Raw genomic sequence first — 15,045 nt, 5'->3', positions numbered from 1 at the left:
ATCTAGCGAATGTATGTAAAGCAGTTGAGCCGCTTAGCTATTAATTCCACTTATTGGCATTGAATGGTAGGTGATTCTTCTGCCACGATTTTTATTTCAGACAAACCAAGTTCCAGTTTACCTTTGGTCGCAAGCTCTAATGGCACAACCGTTTTAGCGGTATTAAAGCCTTGGCTAGTGAAGCAATCTAGGCCTATAGTAACTGTCTGCCATGTGTTTTCAGGCATTGATTGCAGTTGTTCACTAATATCAAGTTGAGCAGTGCAGGAGCCTGCTGTATCTGCTTCGCCTTCACAGCTCATTGTCAACATCACAGGCGCTGATGGCTTGCTTGCAACAAGGGCCATAAAACTTAAAGCTGCTTGGTCAGGTATATTCGGGCTCAAATCTTCCCTAAAATAGCTTTCACTGGCTAACCGGAAGCCGCTGTTGGTGCTGCCATCAAATGCTAACATAACAGCATCTTCTTGAACTTCTCGGTCAGTTGTACGATATTTCAAGCCACCGATCTCTGCAGTATTTGCATTGATATGTAAAGACTCTTCAGTATTGAATAAATGCCCTTGCCAAGGTTTATTAATTGACCTTACCAGCAGTTCAACGCCTTGTTGGCTGCCATAGTCAGAGGCAAACTCCTCTTGCAGTGTATCTGGTAATACATTGTCATCTTGATAGCTTAAGCCAAAGCCATAAGCAAGCAGCGGGTTGTACTCTTGGTCGCCAAAGTTAACTATCTGAGTGGGGGAGCTAGGCCATGAATAGCTAAGCTTGCCGGTAAAGTCATATTTTGCTTTTCCATCTTTATCGCTAAGGATCACGTCTGCGACGCCAACCCCTTCAGAGCCTGGTAGCCATGCAGCAACGAAAGCATCTGAGGCATTCAATTCAGGGTTAACCCACATTGGGCGTCCACTAATAAAAATAGAGACGGTTGGAATACCTTGAGATTGCAAGCGCTTTAATAGCTCCAGATCAGATTTATCTTGTGGCTTATACTCAAGCGTGGCTCTATCTCCGTGACCTTCAGCGTATGGATCTTCACCAAATACAACAATAGCGACATCCGGCTTGTTGTCGTAATTGCCTGACTCACTCAAGGTGACTGTGCCGCCTGCGGCTTCAACCTGTGCTTTTATGCCATCGTAAATAGAGGTACCACCGGGGAAGTCGGCATTTGTATTATTGGTCCCTTGCCAAGTAATGCTCCAGCCGCCAGATTGCTTGCCGATATTGTCTGCGCCATCACCTGCCATAAGAATGTCTTGGTTTGGATTAAGAGGCAGAAGTTGGGCTTTGTTTTTTAATAGCACCAATGACTCTCTCACGGCTTGACGAGCCACTTCACGATGCTCATCAGAACCGATGATATCGGTTTTGCCTGCGAAATCTCGATTGGCTGGGCTTGGTCTGTCAAACAAGCCTGCTCGAAGTTTAACTCTTAGTATGCGAGTGACTGCATCATCGATGCGTGTCTGCGCAATTTCACCGTTTTGTACTTGCTCAACGGTATTATAATACAATGACTTCCAGTCGTTCGGTGCCATGACAATGTCAATACCAGCATTAATTGCCTGGGCGCAGCTGTCATTAGTGCAACCAGGAATTTGGCCATGGCCATTCCAGTCACTAACAACAAAACCGTCGAAGTTCATGCGTTCTTTCAGAACTTGAGTGAGCAAGTAATGACTGCCATGTACTTTCTCACCGTGCCAGCTGTTGAATGACGCCATCACAGACTGCGCACCTGCTTCAAGGCCTCCAACGTACCCTTGTGCATGCAGTGCAATCATTTCTTTTTCGCTGGCGATATTATCACCTTGGTCATCGCCATCCACAGTACCGCCATCACCCACGAAATGTTTTACGGTACTAATTACATGGGTGTCACCTAAAAAGTCCTGCTCAGGTGAGCCTTGTAAACCCGTTACGATGGCTCTTGAATAACTTCTCACGATGTCTGGATGCTCGGAGTAGCCTTCATAGGTTCGTCCCCAGCGGTCATCACGAACGACGGCAACGGTTGGCGCAAAAATCCAATCGATGCCAGTTGCAAGAACCTCTTTGGCTGTAATTTGCGCTATTTTTTCAATCAACTCAGGATTGTTGGCCGCACCTAAGCCGATGTTGTGTGGGAATAAAGTGGCTCCTACGACGTTATTATGACCATGAACTGCATCTGTTCCCCACATAGTCGGAATGCGGCTACCATCTAAGCTATCGTCAATCGATGCCTGATAAAGAGACTCTGCTAGCTTCACCCAGTCTTGTGGTGTTGCGTGTTTGTTGTTGTAAGGAAACGCACCCCCCCCGTTTAGGTAAGAACCAAAGCCATACTGGCGCATGTCTTCCACCGTCATGTTGCGGATCTCAGGTTGGATCATTTGTGCAACTTTTTGCTCTAGAGTCATGTCCTTAAGTAGTTCAGCTACTTTGGCTTCAATATCCGAGTCTGACTTTACGGCTGATTCAATGACCGGCCAGTTTTTTACGCTTTTGTCGTCACTAGTACTTGCTACTTCTTTACTGTCACAGCCAGAAAGTGCTAATGCTGCGGCAATAATAGTGAGTAAAGTATTCTTTTTGTTCATTAGCTTTTACCCTTGAAACGCTGAGGTTCAGCCCCTTTAAAGCCAAAGTAGGCAATATAGATATAACACAGAGCTGGTAATAAAAATGAAATTTGTAAATTGATGCCATCTGCAAGCACGCCTTGCAGCAGCGGAATAAATGCACCCCCAACAATGGCCAAACATAAGATACCCGAGCCTTCAGCGGTTTGCTTACCAAGACCGTTGAGCGCCAAGCTGAAAATAGTTGGGAACATAACTGAGTTACACAGTCCAACGGCTAAGATGCTCCACATAGCCAGTTTGCCATCACTCAGCACCGCGATAATGACTAAGGCAAACGCGCATAACGCGTTGAATGTTAGTACAATACGGCCAGATACCTTTTGCATCACTAAGGCGCCAATAAAGCGTCCAACCATGGCACCGCCCCAATAGTAGGCAATCAATTTCGCAGCTTGCGCTTCAGTCATGTCACCAATGTCAGGCTGATGTAAAAAGCTAACCAGTGTTGAGCCTATGGCCACTTCTGCACCAACGTAAACAAAAATACCGATTGCGCCGAGCACTAAGTGTTTATGGTGCCATGCTTTTGAGTCACCAAGCTGGTTTTGCTCTGTGGTGCCCTTGAGCTGTGGTAATTTCAAAAAAGCAAAAATAATGGCCAGGGCTGCCAGCATAGCGGCCAACATCAGGTATGGCATTTGCGTTGCGCTGGCATCGCCGACCTCAACCACACTGCCTTCACTGAATATTAAAATGGCTCCGAAAAATGGTGCTACTGTGGTGCCAAGTGAGTTAAACGCTTGGGTCATGGTCAACCTTGCAGGCGCCGTTTCAGGGGAGCCTAACACGCTGACAAAGGGATTCGCTGCAACTTGCAAAATGGTGATCCCAGCGGCAAGCACAAACAACGCAAACAGAAACACACTGTAAATGCCGCTTTCAGCTGCAGGATAGAACAAAATGCAGCCAAGTCCTGCGATTAGTAAACCTGAAACAATCCCTTTCTGATAACCGATCCTACTTACTAGGCGACCTGCAGGAATAGAAACCACAAAATAGGCACTGAAAAAACAAAATTGGATCAGCATAGCTTGAGTGTAATTTAACTCAAATGCTCCCTTGAGATAGGGGATCAAGATGTCATTTAAACAGGTAATAAAACCCCACATAAAAAACAGCGAGGTTAATGCACCTAGCGCAAAGCGGTATTGACCCGGCTGTTGCGGCTCTGTAGTGGGTGTTGCATCAAGTTGAGACGGTGCGCTCACGTGAAACTCCTAGTTGATTTTTTTTGGTAAAGCGCTTACATTTACATGATGAAAGCGCTTACATTTGTGTTGATAATTGCAGAAAGCGCGCGTTAATTCAAATAAAAATGCCAAACTAATCAGATTTTTTATCGCGGAAACCGTACTGATTGGGCTTTGATGCTGACTGAGGCTAAATATAATGAAAAAGTTAACTTTGCCAGAAGATTCGAAAATGATGCAGTCGAACTTTATTTTTGGCGTTGCGACTTCGTCTTTTCAGATTGAAGGGGCCAAAGCACAGCGGTGTGAGTCTATTTGGGATAGGTTTTGCGAGCAGCCCGGTACCATAATCGATAACAGTAACGGCGAGCAAGCGTGCGAACATGTTGCGCGTTGGCAGCAAGATATTGAGCTAATTGAATCGCTAGGGGTGGATGCTTACCGTTTATCTGTGTCTTGGCCAAGAGTGATGTTAGATGACGGTCAACTTAATCGCCAAGGGATTGATTTTTACAAACAACTCGTCTCTGCTTTGGTAGCTAAACAGATAAAGGTGTTTGTTACGCTTTATCACTGGGACTTACCTCAGTCACTAGAGGAAAAAGGCGGCTGGTTGAATCGCGATACGGCATATGCGTTCGCCGACTATGCCGATGTAGTAAGTCGAGAGTTAGGTGACGCGGTTTATGCTTATACCACTTTAAATGAGCCTTTTTGCAGTGCTCACCTAGGCTATGAAGTTGGCATCCATGCGCCAGGCATTAAATCACAACAGGCAGGGCGACAAGCTGCGCATCATTTACTTCTTGCTCATGGTTTAGCCATGCCAAGGTTAAGACAAAACTGTCCTAATAGTTTGCACGGTATTGTGCTGAACTTTGCCAATGCTATCCCAGCGACAAACACTCAAGCAGATATTGATGCAGCTAAAATAGCGGATGACTATTGTAATCACTGGTATTTAAAGCCACTAATCGATGGCTGTTACCCCACATTATTGCAGCAACTTGACCCTGAAGTACAACCCCAACTACAACCTGAAGACTTAGACATCATCTCTGCGCCATTGGATTATCTTGGCGTAAATTACTACACCCATAACCGTTACAGAGCCGATGGCAAAGGTTGGTATGAATCGGTCGAACCCACGTGTGAACACCTAACGACCATGGGGTGGGAGGTGGTGCCTGACTCTTTTCGAGATTTATTAACGCAGCTGAACACCCAATATCACTTGCCTCCTTTATACATTACAGAAAATGGTGCGGCATTTGCTGATGACATAAACAATGACTGTGTAATGGATGAAGTTCGTGTTGATTACTTTAATGGCCATTTAAATGCTGTGCATGAGGCAATAAATGCTGGCGTAGATATCCGTGGTTATTTTGCTTGGAGTCTTATGGATAACTTTGAGTGGGCTGAAGGGTACACCCAACGCTTTGGTATTGTGTATGTAGATTACAAAACGCAAAAGCGCACTCCTAAATTGAGCGCCCTTGCATACCGAGATTTGATTACCTCAAGAAAATAAGCTGAATAACTTCACTTATGAGGTAATTTAGCAGACACCCACTTCAGGATAATTAGGTAGCAGATAACTTGAAAGACACCCACCTTTGGTCGTTTGGTAGACAGCCATCTAGGTGTGATAAGTAAAGGTGAGAAATAAAAGACACCCATATCAAGTTGTAACCAAACTATTTGAGTGACTGTCCTTTAAATCATTTGCATTAAGCGTCTTCTTCTATGTAAATCGCGGATGCGAAAACAAAGGCCTTAATCGATACCTTTTAAGTAAAGATGGGTGTCTGGCTAATTTAAAATTTAAGGTGTGTGTCTGGTAAATTTAAAATGCAGTTTGATTGGTTTTGGGGTGGGTGTCTTGTTAACAGGGTTAAATTATGTTCTGTTGGTTATGGATATTGCGAGGCGTTTGTTTTGTAAATGGTTTAAAATGAATGCATTACATCGACAACGGATGAGTTAAAAACAAAAATGGCAACAATTTATGAGGTTTCAAAAGCGGCTGGCGTGTCTTTAGCTACGGTGTCGCGAGTAATGAATGGCAACACTAAGGTGAGTGATAAGACTCGTGACAAAGTGTTAAGCGCCATGGCTGAACTGGGCTATAAGCCTAATGCAATTGCTCAATCGTTGGCGTCTAACCGCAGTAACAGTGTTGGCTTACTGGTCTCTGAACTGCATGGCTCTTTCTTTGGGGACATGATGAGTACCATTGAAACAACCTTACGCAATGCAGGTAAACACGCCATTATTGCGGCCGGTCACAGTGATGCTGAAAAAGAACAACAAGCCATAGAGTTTTTACTTGATAGACGCTGTGATGCCTTAATTGTGCATGCCGAGGCCGTAAGCGATGACTATCTTATTGAATTATCAAAGCGGGATATTGAGCTGGTGATTGTGAACCGTCATATTCCAGAGCTCGCAGAGCGTTGCTTTTATACCGATAACGAACTCGGTGGCTATTTGGCGACTAAAGCGGCATTGAACGCTGGGCACAGGCAGGTGGCCTATATTAGTGGTCCGCTATTTAAATTAGATGCCAAGCAACGTTTCGCTGGACATAAAAAGGCCTTGGCAGAACAGGGGATCGACTTTAATCCGAGTTTATTTTTCGAGGGCGGTTACCATGAGACCGATGGTAGTGCCGCGCTAAATCACATTATTGCCTCTGGGGTCGATTTTACTGCCTTGGTGTGCGCCAATGATGAAATGGCCTCCGGAGCCATGACAGCTGCCAGAGAAGCGGGGATCAAAGTGCCCTCAGAGCTCTCTATAGTGGGCTTTGATGACGTGCTGTTTGCTAAATACCTTTACCCTAAGCTGACCACCATCGACAACCCCATTCGAAAAATGGGAGAAGCCGCGGCTCGCTGGGTATTAAAACATGTATACAAAGATAAAAAACAACCTGAGGTAGACAACCTCTTCCCACCGACATTAATTACTCGTGACTCCGTGTCTGCGCTAAAAAGGTAAAAAAATGAAACCACTGTCGATATCTAACGCAATGAAATATACCCTAATTGTATCGCTAGGTGGTTTTATTTTTGGTTTTGATGCCTCAGTGATATCGGGGGCCATTGGCTTTATCACTGAAGAGTTTAATCTCAGTGCTTGGCAACAAGGTTTAGTTGTTAGTGCGCCCACTTTAGGGGGCTTGATAGCCACCATGCTGGCAGGGCCAGTGGCGGATGCCATTGGCCGAAAACAAACCTTGTTGATCACCGCATTCTTGTACTTTATTTCGGCATTATTATCGGCCTTTGCGAACACCTTTGAGACTTTGGTGTTGGCGCGCTTTATTGGTGGTATGGCATTTTGTGCGCTGATGGTCGCACCCATGTACATAGCTGAAATAAGCTTGCCGGAACAACGTGGCAGGCTGGTCTCAGTAAACCAATTAAATATCGTGATTGGTTTATTTATCTCCTATTTTAGTAATTATTTTTTATTGCAGCTAAGCCAGTCGCAGCTGCCTTGGGTGAACTGGCTGCAATTAGACAGCAATACGTGGCGCTGGATGCTAGGAATAGAAGCAATTCCAGCGTTACTGTGGATGTTGATGTTGCTAGCACTGCCTAAGAGTCCGCGCTGGTTATTGATGAAAAAACAAGATTCAGCGGCACAACAAACTTTGCAGCAGCTATACTCGCCAGCACAGGCGCTATCGCAACAGCAAAATATTAATAATGACTTAAACAGCGATTACAATCGCAGTGGTTCAGTACTGGCTAAACTAAAGTTGCTGTTCAGTAAGAAGCTAAGGTTAGCATTAGGTATCGGCTTACTCTTAGGCATAGCACAGCAGGTATCAGGAATAAATGTGGTGTTTTTCTATGCGCCAACCATATTTGAGCAAAGTGGCGTAGGTACCAACGCCGCTTTTGTCCAGGCCATTTGGATAGGCTTGATTAACGTTATTTTCACTGTGGTGGCCATGCTCAGTATTGATAAATTGGGTCGCCGGCCGTTACTCATTATTGGCCTAATCGGCATTAGTTTCAGTATGGCCTTATGCAGTTGGGGCTTTAAGCAGGCCACCTATCAACTGACGCCACAGGCGATAGCGCAAATACAACAAGCCCATCCAGACTTGGCAACCACTAAGTTGATGCCACTTACCGCTCAGCGTTTTGATTCGGATGTCAGCTTTAATGGCGCGTTAAAGTCACGATTAACCACTCAAGAGTATCGCAAATACAAAGCGCAAATTATCGCCAACAGTATTACTATGCCAGCGACCTTAGTGTTGGCTGGTATTTCGATTTTTGTGGCTGCATTTGCCATGTCTTTAGGCCCTGTGATGTGGGTGATGTTTTCCGAAATCTTCCCCAACTCGATTCGAGCTGTGGCTATCTCCGTGGTTGGGGTGGTAAATAATGCCGCCAGCTTTACTGTGCAGCTCATTTTTCCATGGGAGCTTGAAACCTTTGGTGCCAGCACCACCTTTTTACTTTATAGTGCGTGCTCTATGCTCGCGTTATTATTGGTATTTCTGTTTGTTAAAGAAACCAAAGGCCAAAGCTTAGAGCAGCTAAGTGCGAAGTTAACCGCGAATAGTTAAACTCACCTCAAATTAGTCACTTTATGTCGCTCAGTTGTTACACTAAGCGGCATTACAACGACAATGAAAGACAGGCAACTCATGGATTTTCGATCAGACACAGTGACCCTTCCTACTCCGGCGATGCGTGAGCACATGCTTAACGCAGAGCTTGGCGATGATGTCTATGGTGATGACCCTAGTGTTAACGCTCTTGAGCAATACGCAGCCTCACGGCATGGCTTTGAAGCGGCATTATTTACCAGCTCAGGCACCCAAGCGAATCTATTAGCATTAATGAGTCATTGCCAGCGCGGTGATGAATACATTTGTGGGCAACAGGCACATAATTATAAATACGAAGCCGGGGGAGCCGCGGTGCTTGGCTCTATTCAGCCACAGCCCATCGACAATGAAGCGGATGGCAGCTTGTGCTTAGACAAAGTGAAGCAGGCAATTAAGCCCGATGATGCGCACTTTGCCAGAACAAAATTACTGAGCCTAGAAAACACCATTGGTGGCAAAGTACTGGATTTAGCCTATTTAAAGCAAGCACAGCAATTTTGCCAACAGCATCATCTTCAGCTCCACCTTGATGGCGCGAGGGTATACAACGCCGCCGTGGCAGCAAACGTCGATATCACCGAGATAGTAAAGTACTTTGATTCGTTTACCATTTGTTTATCTAAAGGGTTAGGCGCGCCTGTTGGTTCTCTGTTAGTTGGCAGCCAAGACTTTATCAATACCGCGCGCCGCATTCGCAAGATGCTTGGTGGCGGTATGCGTCAAGCAGGCATGCTCGCCGCGGCCGGAATGTATGCGTTGGAGAACCATGTAGAGCGCCTTGCTGAGGATCATCAAAACGCCCAGTATTTGGCAGCGCAATTAAATACATTACCTGGTTTTGATACCAGCAGACAGCCACCGCAAACCAATATTGTCTTCGTTGATGTAGATGCGGGCATTGATATTCAAACCATTGCCGCTGATTTACGTGCACAAGGGATTATTATAACGCCGGGCTATCAAGGCATGCGCTTAGTGACCCATTTGGGGATTGATAAAAGCGCCATAGACACCTTAATTGCAGCGTTGAAAAGACACCTATCTTAAAGCAAGTTTGACAACAAGTTGGACAAGACACCCATCTTAAAGTGTTGTTGAGTGAGGGGGCAATTTTAGCAATAAAATGGCGGCAATATTGGTATACTGCCGCCGGCAATAAATTTAGTGAATATTAAAATTTATATTTAACGTTAGCGCTTATGGTACGACGCTGACCGTAGAAACAATCGCCGCGATACAAGCAGCTGGTGATCACGGTTTTGTCTGCGATGTTGTCAACCTGCAAGCTAAACTCATACTCCTCGAGATCGTAGCCCACCATCATATCAACCAGAGTAAAGTTATCGGTAACCAATTGCTGGTGCAATACTTGGCCATTCAGTTCAACGGTGCGACTACCATCGAACGTTTTACCAACATGACGGACACCCATGCCAAATTTTAACCCCGACACGTACTCATCAGCTCGATAGGTTGCCCAGATAGACGCTAAATGCTTAGGCGTGGCAGATAAGGGCGCGTCATCGGTAATAAGAGTGACTTGATCTTGGTTCACAAATAATTCAGTAGGAGTCAAAGGCGTGAGATCTTGCTCGGTGTCAAGGTATGAATAAGCGGCGTAAACGTCTACCGATTGCCACTCAAGTTGTGCTTCTAATTCGAAGCCTTTAATGGCGACTTCACCATCTTGAACTTCAAATTCAGGCGTTACTTTGCGTACTTGGTTTTTGTCTTTGATCTCAAACACCGATGCTGTGATTAAGTGTTCTGTGCCCGTGGGTTGGTACTTCATACCCAGTTCGACTTGCTCACCTTCAAGTGGTTTGTAAGCTCCACCTTGCGCTTTTTGGCCAAATACAGCCTTAAAGGATTCTGAGTAGCTGGCATACGGGGCAATACCATTATCAAATTGATAAAGGACACCCACTCGTCCTGTGGTAGCAGACTGACTGTTTTTCACAGCATTTGCCGTTTGCAGTTGATTAGACACATCATCGTAGCGAAGGGCGGCATTGATAACCCAACTATCAACTTCAGCCGTGACTTGGGCATAGGCGCCTAATTGTTCGTTATTCAGCGTGTTGTTTGGGTTATCATTGACCTCGGTTGGCAGCAGAGCATCGCTTTGGCCATAAACCGGATCGTACAGGTCCAATGGTGCGGCTAACCCGCGAGCACGATCGGCATCTGTATCAGCATCTTGATAATCAACACCTGACACCATGGTCAATTTTACTGAATTAAGTTCAGCGTATTTATGTAATTGCAAGTCCATCGTTAGGCTGCGAGCGCTGCCATCGGTAAGGCTGGCTATGCGGTTAACCGTGCGTTTGTCAGCCTCAAATTTAGGTGGCCAGGAGTAAATGGTACGATACTCAGAGCTGCTATCACTGTAACGACCTGAAAATTTTACCTGTGTGTCTAAATCGATGCTGTGCTCAACAATGGCAGTAATTGCTTGTTGCTCGGTATCGTATTTGTCCCAACCCGGCTCACTGATAAAGCGCTCACTTGGGATCTGACCATATTCTGCTGGTAGAATTGTGCCTTCGTGAGGGAAAAATTGCGTAGACGAGCCCGACTCATTTTTTTGTAGGTTTGCCAGTACGGTTACCTCAGTATCTTCACTAATCAACCAGCTTAAGCTTGGTGCAAGTAGCAAGGTGTTGTCATCAACGAAGTCGGTTTGAGTGCCACTGTCTCTATACATGGCTACGGCACGGGCTTGATATTGCTGTTGAGCACCAAATGCGCTGTTATAGTCAAAAGCCAGTTGGCGGCGATCGTAGTTACCAATTTGAGCCCAAATTTCGCCTTCCGTTTCTGCTTTAGGTCGCTTTGAGACCGCATTAATAATACCGCCAGTAGAGCCTTGGCCATAAAGAACAGAAGATGGACCTTTTAAAATTTCAACACTTTCTAAAGCATAAGGATTGGTGCGAGTGTTATTGTAATTACCAAATTGTTTTTGCAATCCATCTACGTATTGCAGTGGATCTACCCCCCGAACCTTCGACCAGTCACCTCGAGTGTCGACCCCATATGGGCCATTATAAACACCGGCTACATAACCAATTGCATCTTGCAGTGTCTCGGCACCAAGATCCGAAATACGTTGCGATGTTAATACTGATACTGAGACAGGTGTTTTTACAATCGGCACTGCCGTTTTTGATGCGGTAGCACTGACGTAAGAGATAAGTCCTCGAGGGCTTACCTCAATGATTTCGATGTCTTCATCAATAGCCGAATTGGCTTGGTCACTTTGAGCATGTGTTGAAGCTGAAAATGCGAGCGCCAAGCTGGCTAATAAAGCAGGGTTTTTATAGTTAAATGAGCGCATGATACATCCTTTGATATCTTAATTTCTCGGGATGATATTCTAAATGATATTGGTTATCAATATTGTTTGTGTTGTTCAATGCTGATTTTACAGTAAATTAATTTATTATTGTGTTCTTATTAACTAAAGGAGGTCAGCGCTAGGAAAACTGGCTTGGCGATTTGTGCTCATTCATAGAGGTCATTGTATCGTAGACTCGTTGTACTTACTGTCATCCTTTTGAATTCGTAGAGTGAGTGTTTGCGAACTTATTTAGGTGTGTCTGCTATTTTGCCGGTTGTGCTTCCTGGCACTTTTTTGAAGTCCAAGAGTGGGTGTCTGTTATTTTTCCGCTGCCATCCTTTTAATTCGTAGAGTGAGTGTCTGCTAACTTATTGAGGTGGGTTTCTGCTATTTTGTCGGTTGTGCTTTCTGGCACCCTTTTGAAATCGAAGAGTGGATGTCTGTTAGCTTATTTAGATGGGTGTCAGTTATTTTTCCGTTTGTTTGGCATTGCTAGCACACCGTTTTGAGCAGTATTTTACTTCTTGCCATGTATTGCGCCATTTTTTCCGCCACACAAAGGGTCGCATGCAGACGGGACATATTTTAGAAGGTAGGTGAAGTTTTTTATGGGCCATAGTGCTGGGTAAATTCTGTTAATGTGGGTGTCTTTTTTATTAATGATCAGTACGTGGAGCAGATAGAGAGTGATCAATGGCCTAAAGCTCATAACTTATAAGCACAAACCTGCTAATCGTGGTGAAGGCAAATGAGCTGGAAATAAAAAAGCACCTGACTGGCTAGCAGTCAAAGTGCTTTAAGAAAGGAACTGTTAAGAGTCATTTAGGATAGGTTTGCTAATGCATAACCTCCTTTTAAATGTCCGATATTGTGAAAGCCCAACCTTGCTAACGCTTGTGCAGCAAGCTTCGAACGACTTCCGCTGCGACAGGCAAGTACCATGGTCTGATCCTTGTCATGGTTTTGTTTGGCAATAAAATCTACCAACCGGGTTAGTGGCACATTTTGGTCAAACTCCTGCGCATGATTAAGGGCATACTCATGGGGCTCGCGAATGTCAATAAGCATTAAGTTATCGTCCTGAGCGGCTTGTTTGACTAAACTGGCGGCATTGTATTCTTTGAGAACAAATTGCTCTTGGCCGCAAAGTGTGGCACCACATATTATTTCACTGCCTTGATGGTCATTTAATTGCTTATCTATAAGCACTTTTTTATCGCAAAATTCAGCGTTGGTGATCGTGCCTGTCATAACCTCATTTAAAATAACATTGCGCTGGCATTCTGCTGCGATGGTGGTTACAAACTCATTGTTATAATCATGGCTTGGGCAAAGCAGGGTGTCAGTTGCAATCAGCTCACCTAATAGCTGTAAACTATGGTACATGTCTGAGGATGAGCTAGTGGCGAAGTTAGTGCGGCCCAATGCAGCCATTAAGATTAAGTCGCCGCAAAAAGCAAACTTTATCGTTGCTGGCTCTGATTGGTTGTCCAGCAATAAGAAACTAACGCTGTCATCGGTATGACCTGGTGTGGCTACTTTTGCCAAGGTGTAGTCGCCAATCTGAATGGTTGGCAAGGTATGCCCTTGATGTTTTATGGTATCGGTTGTAACAGGCCTGCCTAAATGATCGCACGCTTGTTGTTTGCTGTTTAGTTTGCAGGCGCTGGATTGGTGATCGGCATGACCATGGGTGTCTAGTGCAGCTACAAGAGTATATTGCTGACACTTTAATAGAGTATTGATGCGCTCAACGAGCTCAGGCAAAGGGTCAATAACCACAGCCGTTTTGCTGATGCTGTCTGCAAATAGCCAACAGCATGCGCCGCCTACTTTAAACTGCATTAAACCATCTAATACGGTTTTTTCACTTATTTCATGGTCATTTTGCAGTAAACAACTGTGGCCTAATGCTTTGGCGCAATAGGCTATGCGCTCGCAGGCAGTAGCGATTTCCTTGGCCGTGGTCGCCGGTCCAAATGACATGCGAATAGCGGCTTCACTTTGCCATACGGGCAATCCCATGGCATCTAACACAAAGCTTCGAGTTACGGCTGAACTACACGCCGAGCCAGAGCTTACACGAATATTAGCAGCATCAAATAGGTCCATGATTTCTTTTGACGTAAACCCAGGAATGGCAAAGTTTAGGGTAGTAGGAACGCTGTTTTCAAAGGAGTTGTTGAAAACAATAGTAGGAAAAGCATCCCTTAAGGCAGTCGCTAATTGTTCGCGATAGTGGGTAAGCGTTTCGGCATCGACAAAACAACTGTCAGTGTCATCAAGTAACTGATCAAAAATCACTTCCAATGCTGCAAGACCTGGCAGGTTTTCGGTACCAGAGCGTAAACCGTTTTCTTGCCCCCCGCCTGCAATAAAAGGGGTAAATGGGGCATTGTCACGAATGTAGACAAAACCAATGCCTTTTGGCGCATAAAGTTTATGGCCGCTAAAAGGGGCATAATCAATGGTCGTCGCGGACAGGTTAAGTTGCCGCTTTCCTAATGCTTGAACGCAGTCAACTAGCCAAAATACACTAGGGTTGTTTTTTCTAATAATCTGCTCTAAAGCGTTTAAATCCTGATAAACACCGGTCTCGTTATTTACTGCCATAGTACAGATCATCAGTGCACTAGGTACGTGCTTGGCAATAAAATCTCTGTCAAGGTTGCCCTTATTATCTACCGGTATAGCCTTAATCTCAGCGTTTATTTCTAATACTTGATTCCAGTGATGTAGCGACTCAGGTACCGCCTTGTGCTCGGTTGCTCCATAAAGAATGGTTGTTTTATTGGTATTGCTATGACGTTTTTTAGCTGCACACAGCGCCGATAAAATGCCGGTTTGTATGCCTTCAGTGGCGCCACTGGTGAAGATCACCTTACCTTGCCCAGAACCCAACACTTGCTGCGCTTTTTCTCGAGTGCGCTCCATCAGCTGTTTTGCTTGTAGGCCGGTGATGTGGCTGCTGCTGGGGTTACCAAATTGTGTTTCCATGGTCACTAAGGCGGCTGCAGCCGCTTTATCTAAAACAGGAGTGGTCGCATTAGCATCTAAATAGACTTGCGATAAAGCGTGTTGTTCTGTCATGACTGTGCCTCAGGAATAAACAAAATTACCAATATAACTTTATGGAATAAGTAATTATTTATAGTTATATTAATCGAGTTACTGGTATGTTTCAAGCTTAGTTACTGCCCTCTCGTAATGTTTCATGCTTGGTGTTAACTGAAATCG

At 44.9% G+C, this 15,045-nt stretch carries 9 protein-coding genes; 4 read left to right on the top strand and 5 right to left on the bottom strand.

The genetic code is table 11. From position 1 onward, the window contains the following. Nucleotides 1-50: 50 nt before the first annotated feature. Together R3P39_RS00990 and R3P39_RS00985 are read right to left on the bottom strand one after the other, a co-directional pair. On the bottom strand, nucleotides 51-2,588 hold the full coding sequence (locus tag R3P39_RS00990; RefSeq protein ID WP_336565146.1) for a glycoside hydrolase family 3 protein: 2,538 nt from the start codon (nucleotides 2,586-2,588) through the stop codon (nucleotides 51-53). Further along, the gene (locus R3P39_RS00985) at nucleotides 2,588-3,841 is read right to left on the bottom strand and encodes a sugar MFS transporter (RefSeq protein ID WP_336565145.1); all 1,254 of its coding nucleotides are present in this window, start codon (nucleotides 3,839-3,841) and stop codon (nucleotides 2,588-2,590) included. The genes R3P39_RS00990 and R3P39_RS00985 overlap by 1 nt, the downstream gene beginning before the upstream one ends. 181 nt (nucleotides 3,842-4,022) lie before the next feature. Here R3P39_RS00985 and R3P39_RS00980 point away from each other — a divergent pair, with 181 nt between their 5' ends. From R3P39_RS00980 to ltaE, 4 genes are all read left to right on the top strand, one after another. Next, entirely contained in the window at nucleotides 4,023-5,357 is a 1,335-nt protein-coding gene (locus R3P39_RS00980; RefSeq protein ID WP_336565144.1) for a GH1 family beta-glucosidase, read from the top strand. A 464-nt stretch (nucleotides 5,358-5,821) separates the two neighbouring features. Continuing rightward, the gene (locus R3P39_RS00975) at nucleotides 5,822-6,829 is read left to right on the top strand and encodes a LacI family DNA-binding transcriptional regulator (RefSeq protein WP_336565143.1); all 1,008 of its coding nucleotides are present in this window, start codon (nucleotides 5,822-5,824) and stop codon (nucleotides 6,827-6,829) included. Between the two features lie 4 nt (nucleotides 6,830-6,833). Further along, on the top strand, nucleotides 6,834-8,417 hold the full coding sequence (locus R3P39_RS00970) for a sugar porter family MFS transporter (RefSeq protein ID WP_336565142.1): 1,584 nt from the start codon (nucleotides 6,834-6,836) through the stop codon (nucleotides 8,415-8,417). A gap of 81 nt (nucleotides 8,418-8,498) precedes the next feature. Continuing rightward, on the top strand, nucleotides 8,499-9,509 hold the full coding sequence (gene ltaE / locus R3P39_RS00965) for a low-specificity L-threonine aldolase (RefSeq protein ID WP_336565141.1): 1,011 nt from the start codon (nucleotides 8,499-8,501) through the stop codon (nucleotides 9,507-9,509). Nucleotides 9,510-9,633: 124 nt separating this feature from the next. Here ltaE and R3P39_RS00960 read toward each other — a convergent pair whose 3' ends face one another. From R3P39_RS00960 to R3P39_RS00950, 3 genes are all read right to left on the bottom strand, one after another. Next, nucleotides 9,634-11,805: a TonB-dependent siderophore receptor gene (locus R3P39_RS00960; protein WP_336565140.1), complete on the bottom strand. Its 2,172-nt coding sequence runs from the start codon at nucleotides 11,803-11,805 to the stop codon at nucleotides 9,634-9,636. Nucleotides 11,806-12,275: 470 nt separating this feature from the next. Further along, the gene (locus R3P39_RS00955) at nucleotides 12,276-12,425 is read right to left on the bottom strand and encodes a DUF2256 domain-containing protein (protein WP_336565139.1); all 150 of its coding nucleotides are present in this window, start codon (nucleotides 12,423-12,425) and stop codon (nucleotides 12,276-12,278) included. A 205-nt stretch (nucleotides 12,426-12,630) separates the two neighbouring features. Continuing rightward, nucleotides 12,631-14,898, bottom strand: a complete 2,268-nt coding sequence (locus tag R3P39_RS00950; RefSeq protein ID WP_336565138.1) for an aminotransferase class V-fold PLP-dependent enzyme — start codon at nucleotides 14,896-14,898, stop codon at nucleotides 12,631-12,633. Between the last annotated feature and the right edge of the window lie 147 nt (nucleotides 14,899-15,045).

Origin of the sequence: Pseudoalteromonas sp. UG3-2, assembly GCF_037120705.1 — a bacterium.
Lineage (GTDB): Bacteria > Pseudomonadota > Gammaproteobacteria > Enterobacterales > Alteromonadaceae > Pseudoalteromonas.
Note: the sequence above shows the minus strand (reverse complement) of the source record. Positions and strands in the feature narration are given on the sequence as shown.

Excerpts from the sequence above, each read along its gene's own strand:
- R3P39_RS00990 (WP_336565146.1), bottom strand. The coding sequence starts at position 2,588 with ATGAACAAAAAGAATACTTTACTCACTATTATTGCCGCAGCATTAGCA.
- R3P39_RS00980 (WP_336565144.1), top strand. The coding sequence starts at position 4,023 with ATGAAAAAGTTAACTTTGCCAGAAGATTCGAAAATGATGCAGTCGAAC.
- R3P39_RS00975 (WP_336565143.1), top strand. The coding sequence starts at position 5,822 with ATGGCAACAATTTATGAGGTTTCAAAAGCGGCTGGCGTGTCTTTAGCT.
- R3P39_RS00970 (WP_336565142.1), top strand. The coding sequence starts at position 6,834 with ATGAAACCACTGTCGATATCTAACGCAATGAAATATACCCTAATTGTA.
- ltaE (WP_336565141.1), top strand. The coding sequence starts at position 8,499 with ATGGATTTTCGATCAGACACAGTGACCCTTCCTACTCCGGCGATGCGT.
- R3P39_RS00960 (WP_336565140.1), bottom strand. The coding sequence starts at position 11,805 with ATGCGCTCATTTAACTATAAAAACCCTGCTTTATTAGCCAGCTTGGCG.
- R3P39_RS00955 (WP_336565139.1), bottom strand. The coding sequence starts at position 12,425 with ATGGCCCATAAAAAACTTCACCTACCTTCTAAAATATGTCCCGTCTGC.
- R3P39_RS00950 (WP_336565138.1), bottom strand. The coding sequence starts at position 14,898 with ATGACAGAACAACACGCTTTATCGCAAGTCTATTTAGATGCTAATGCG.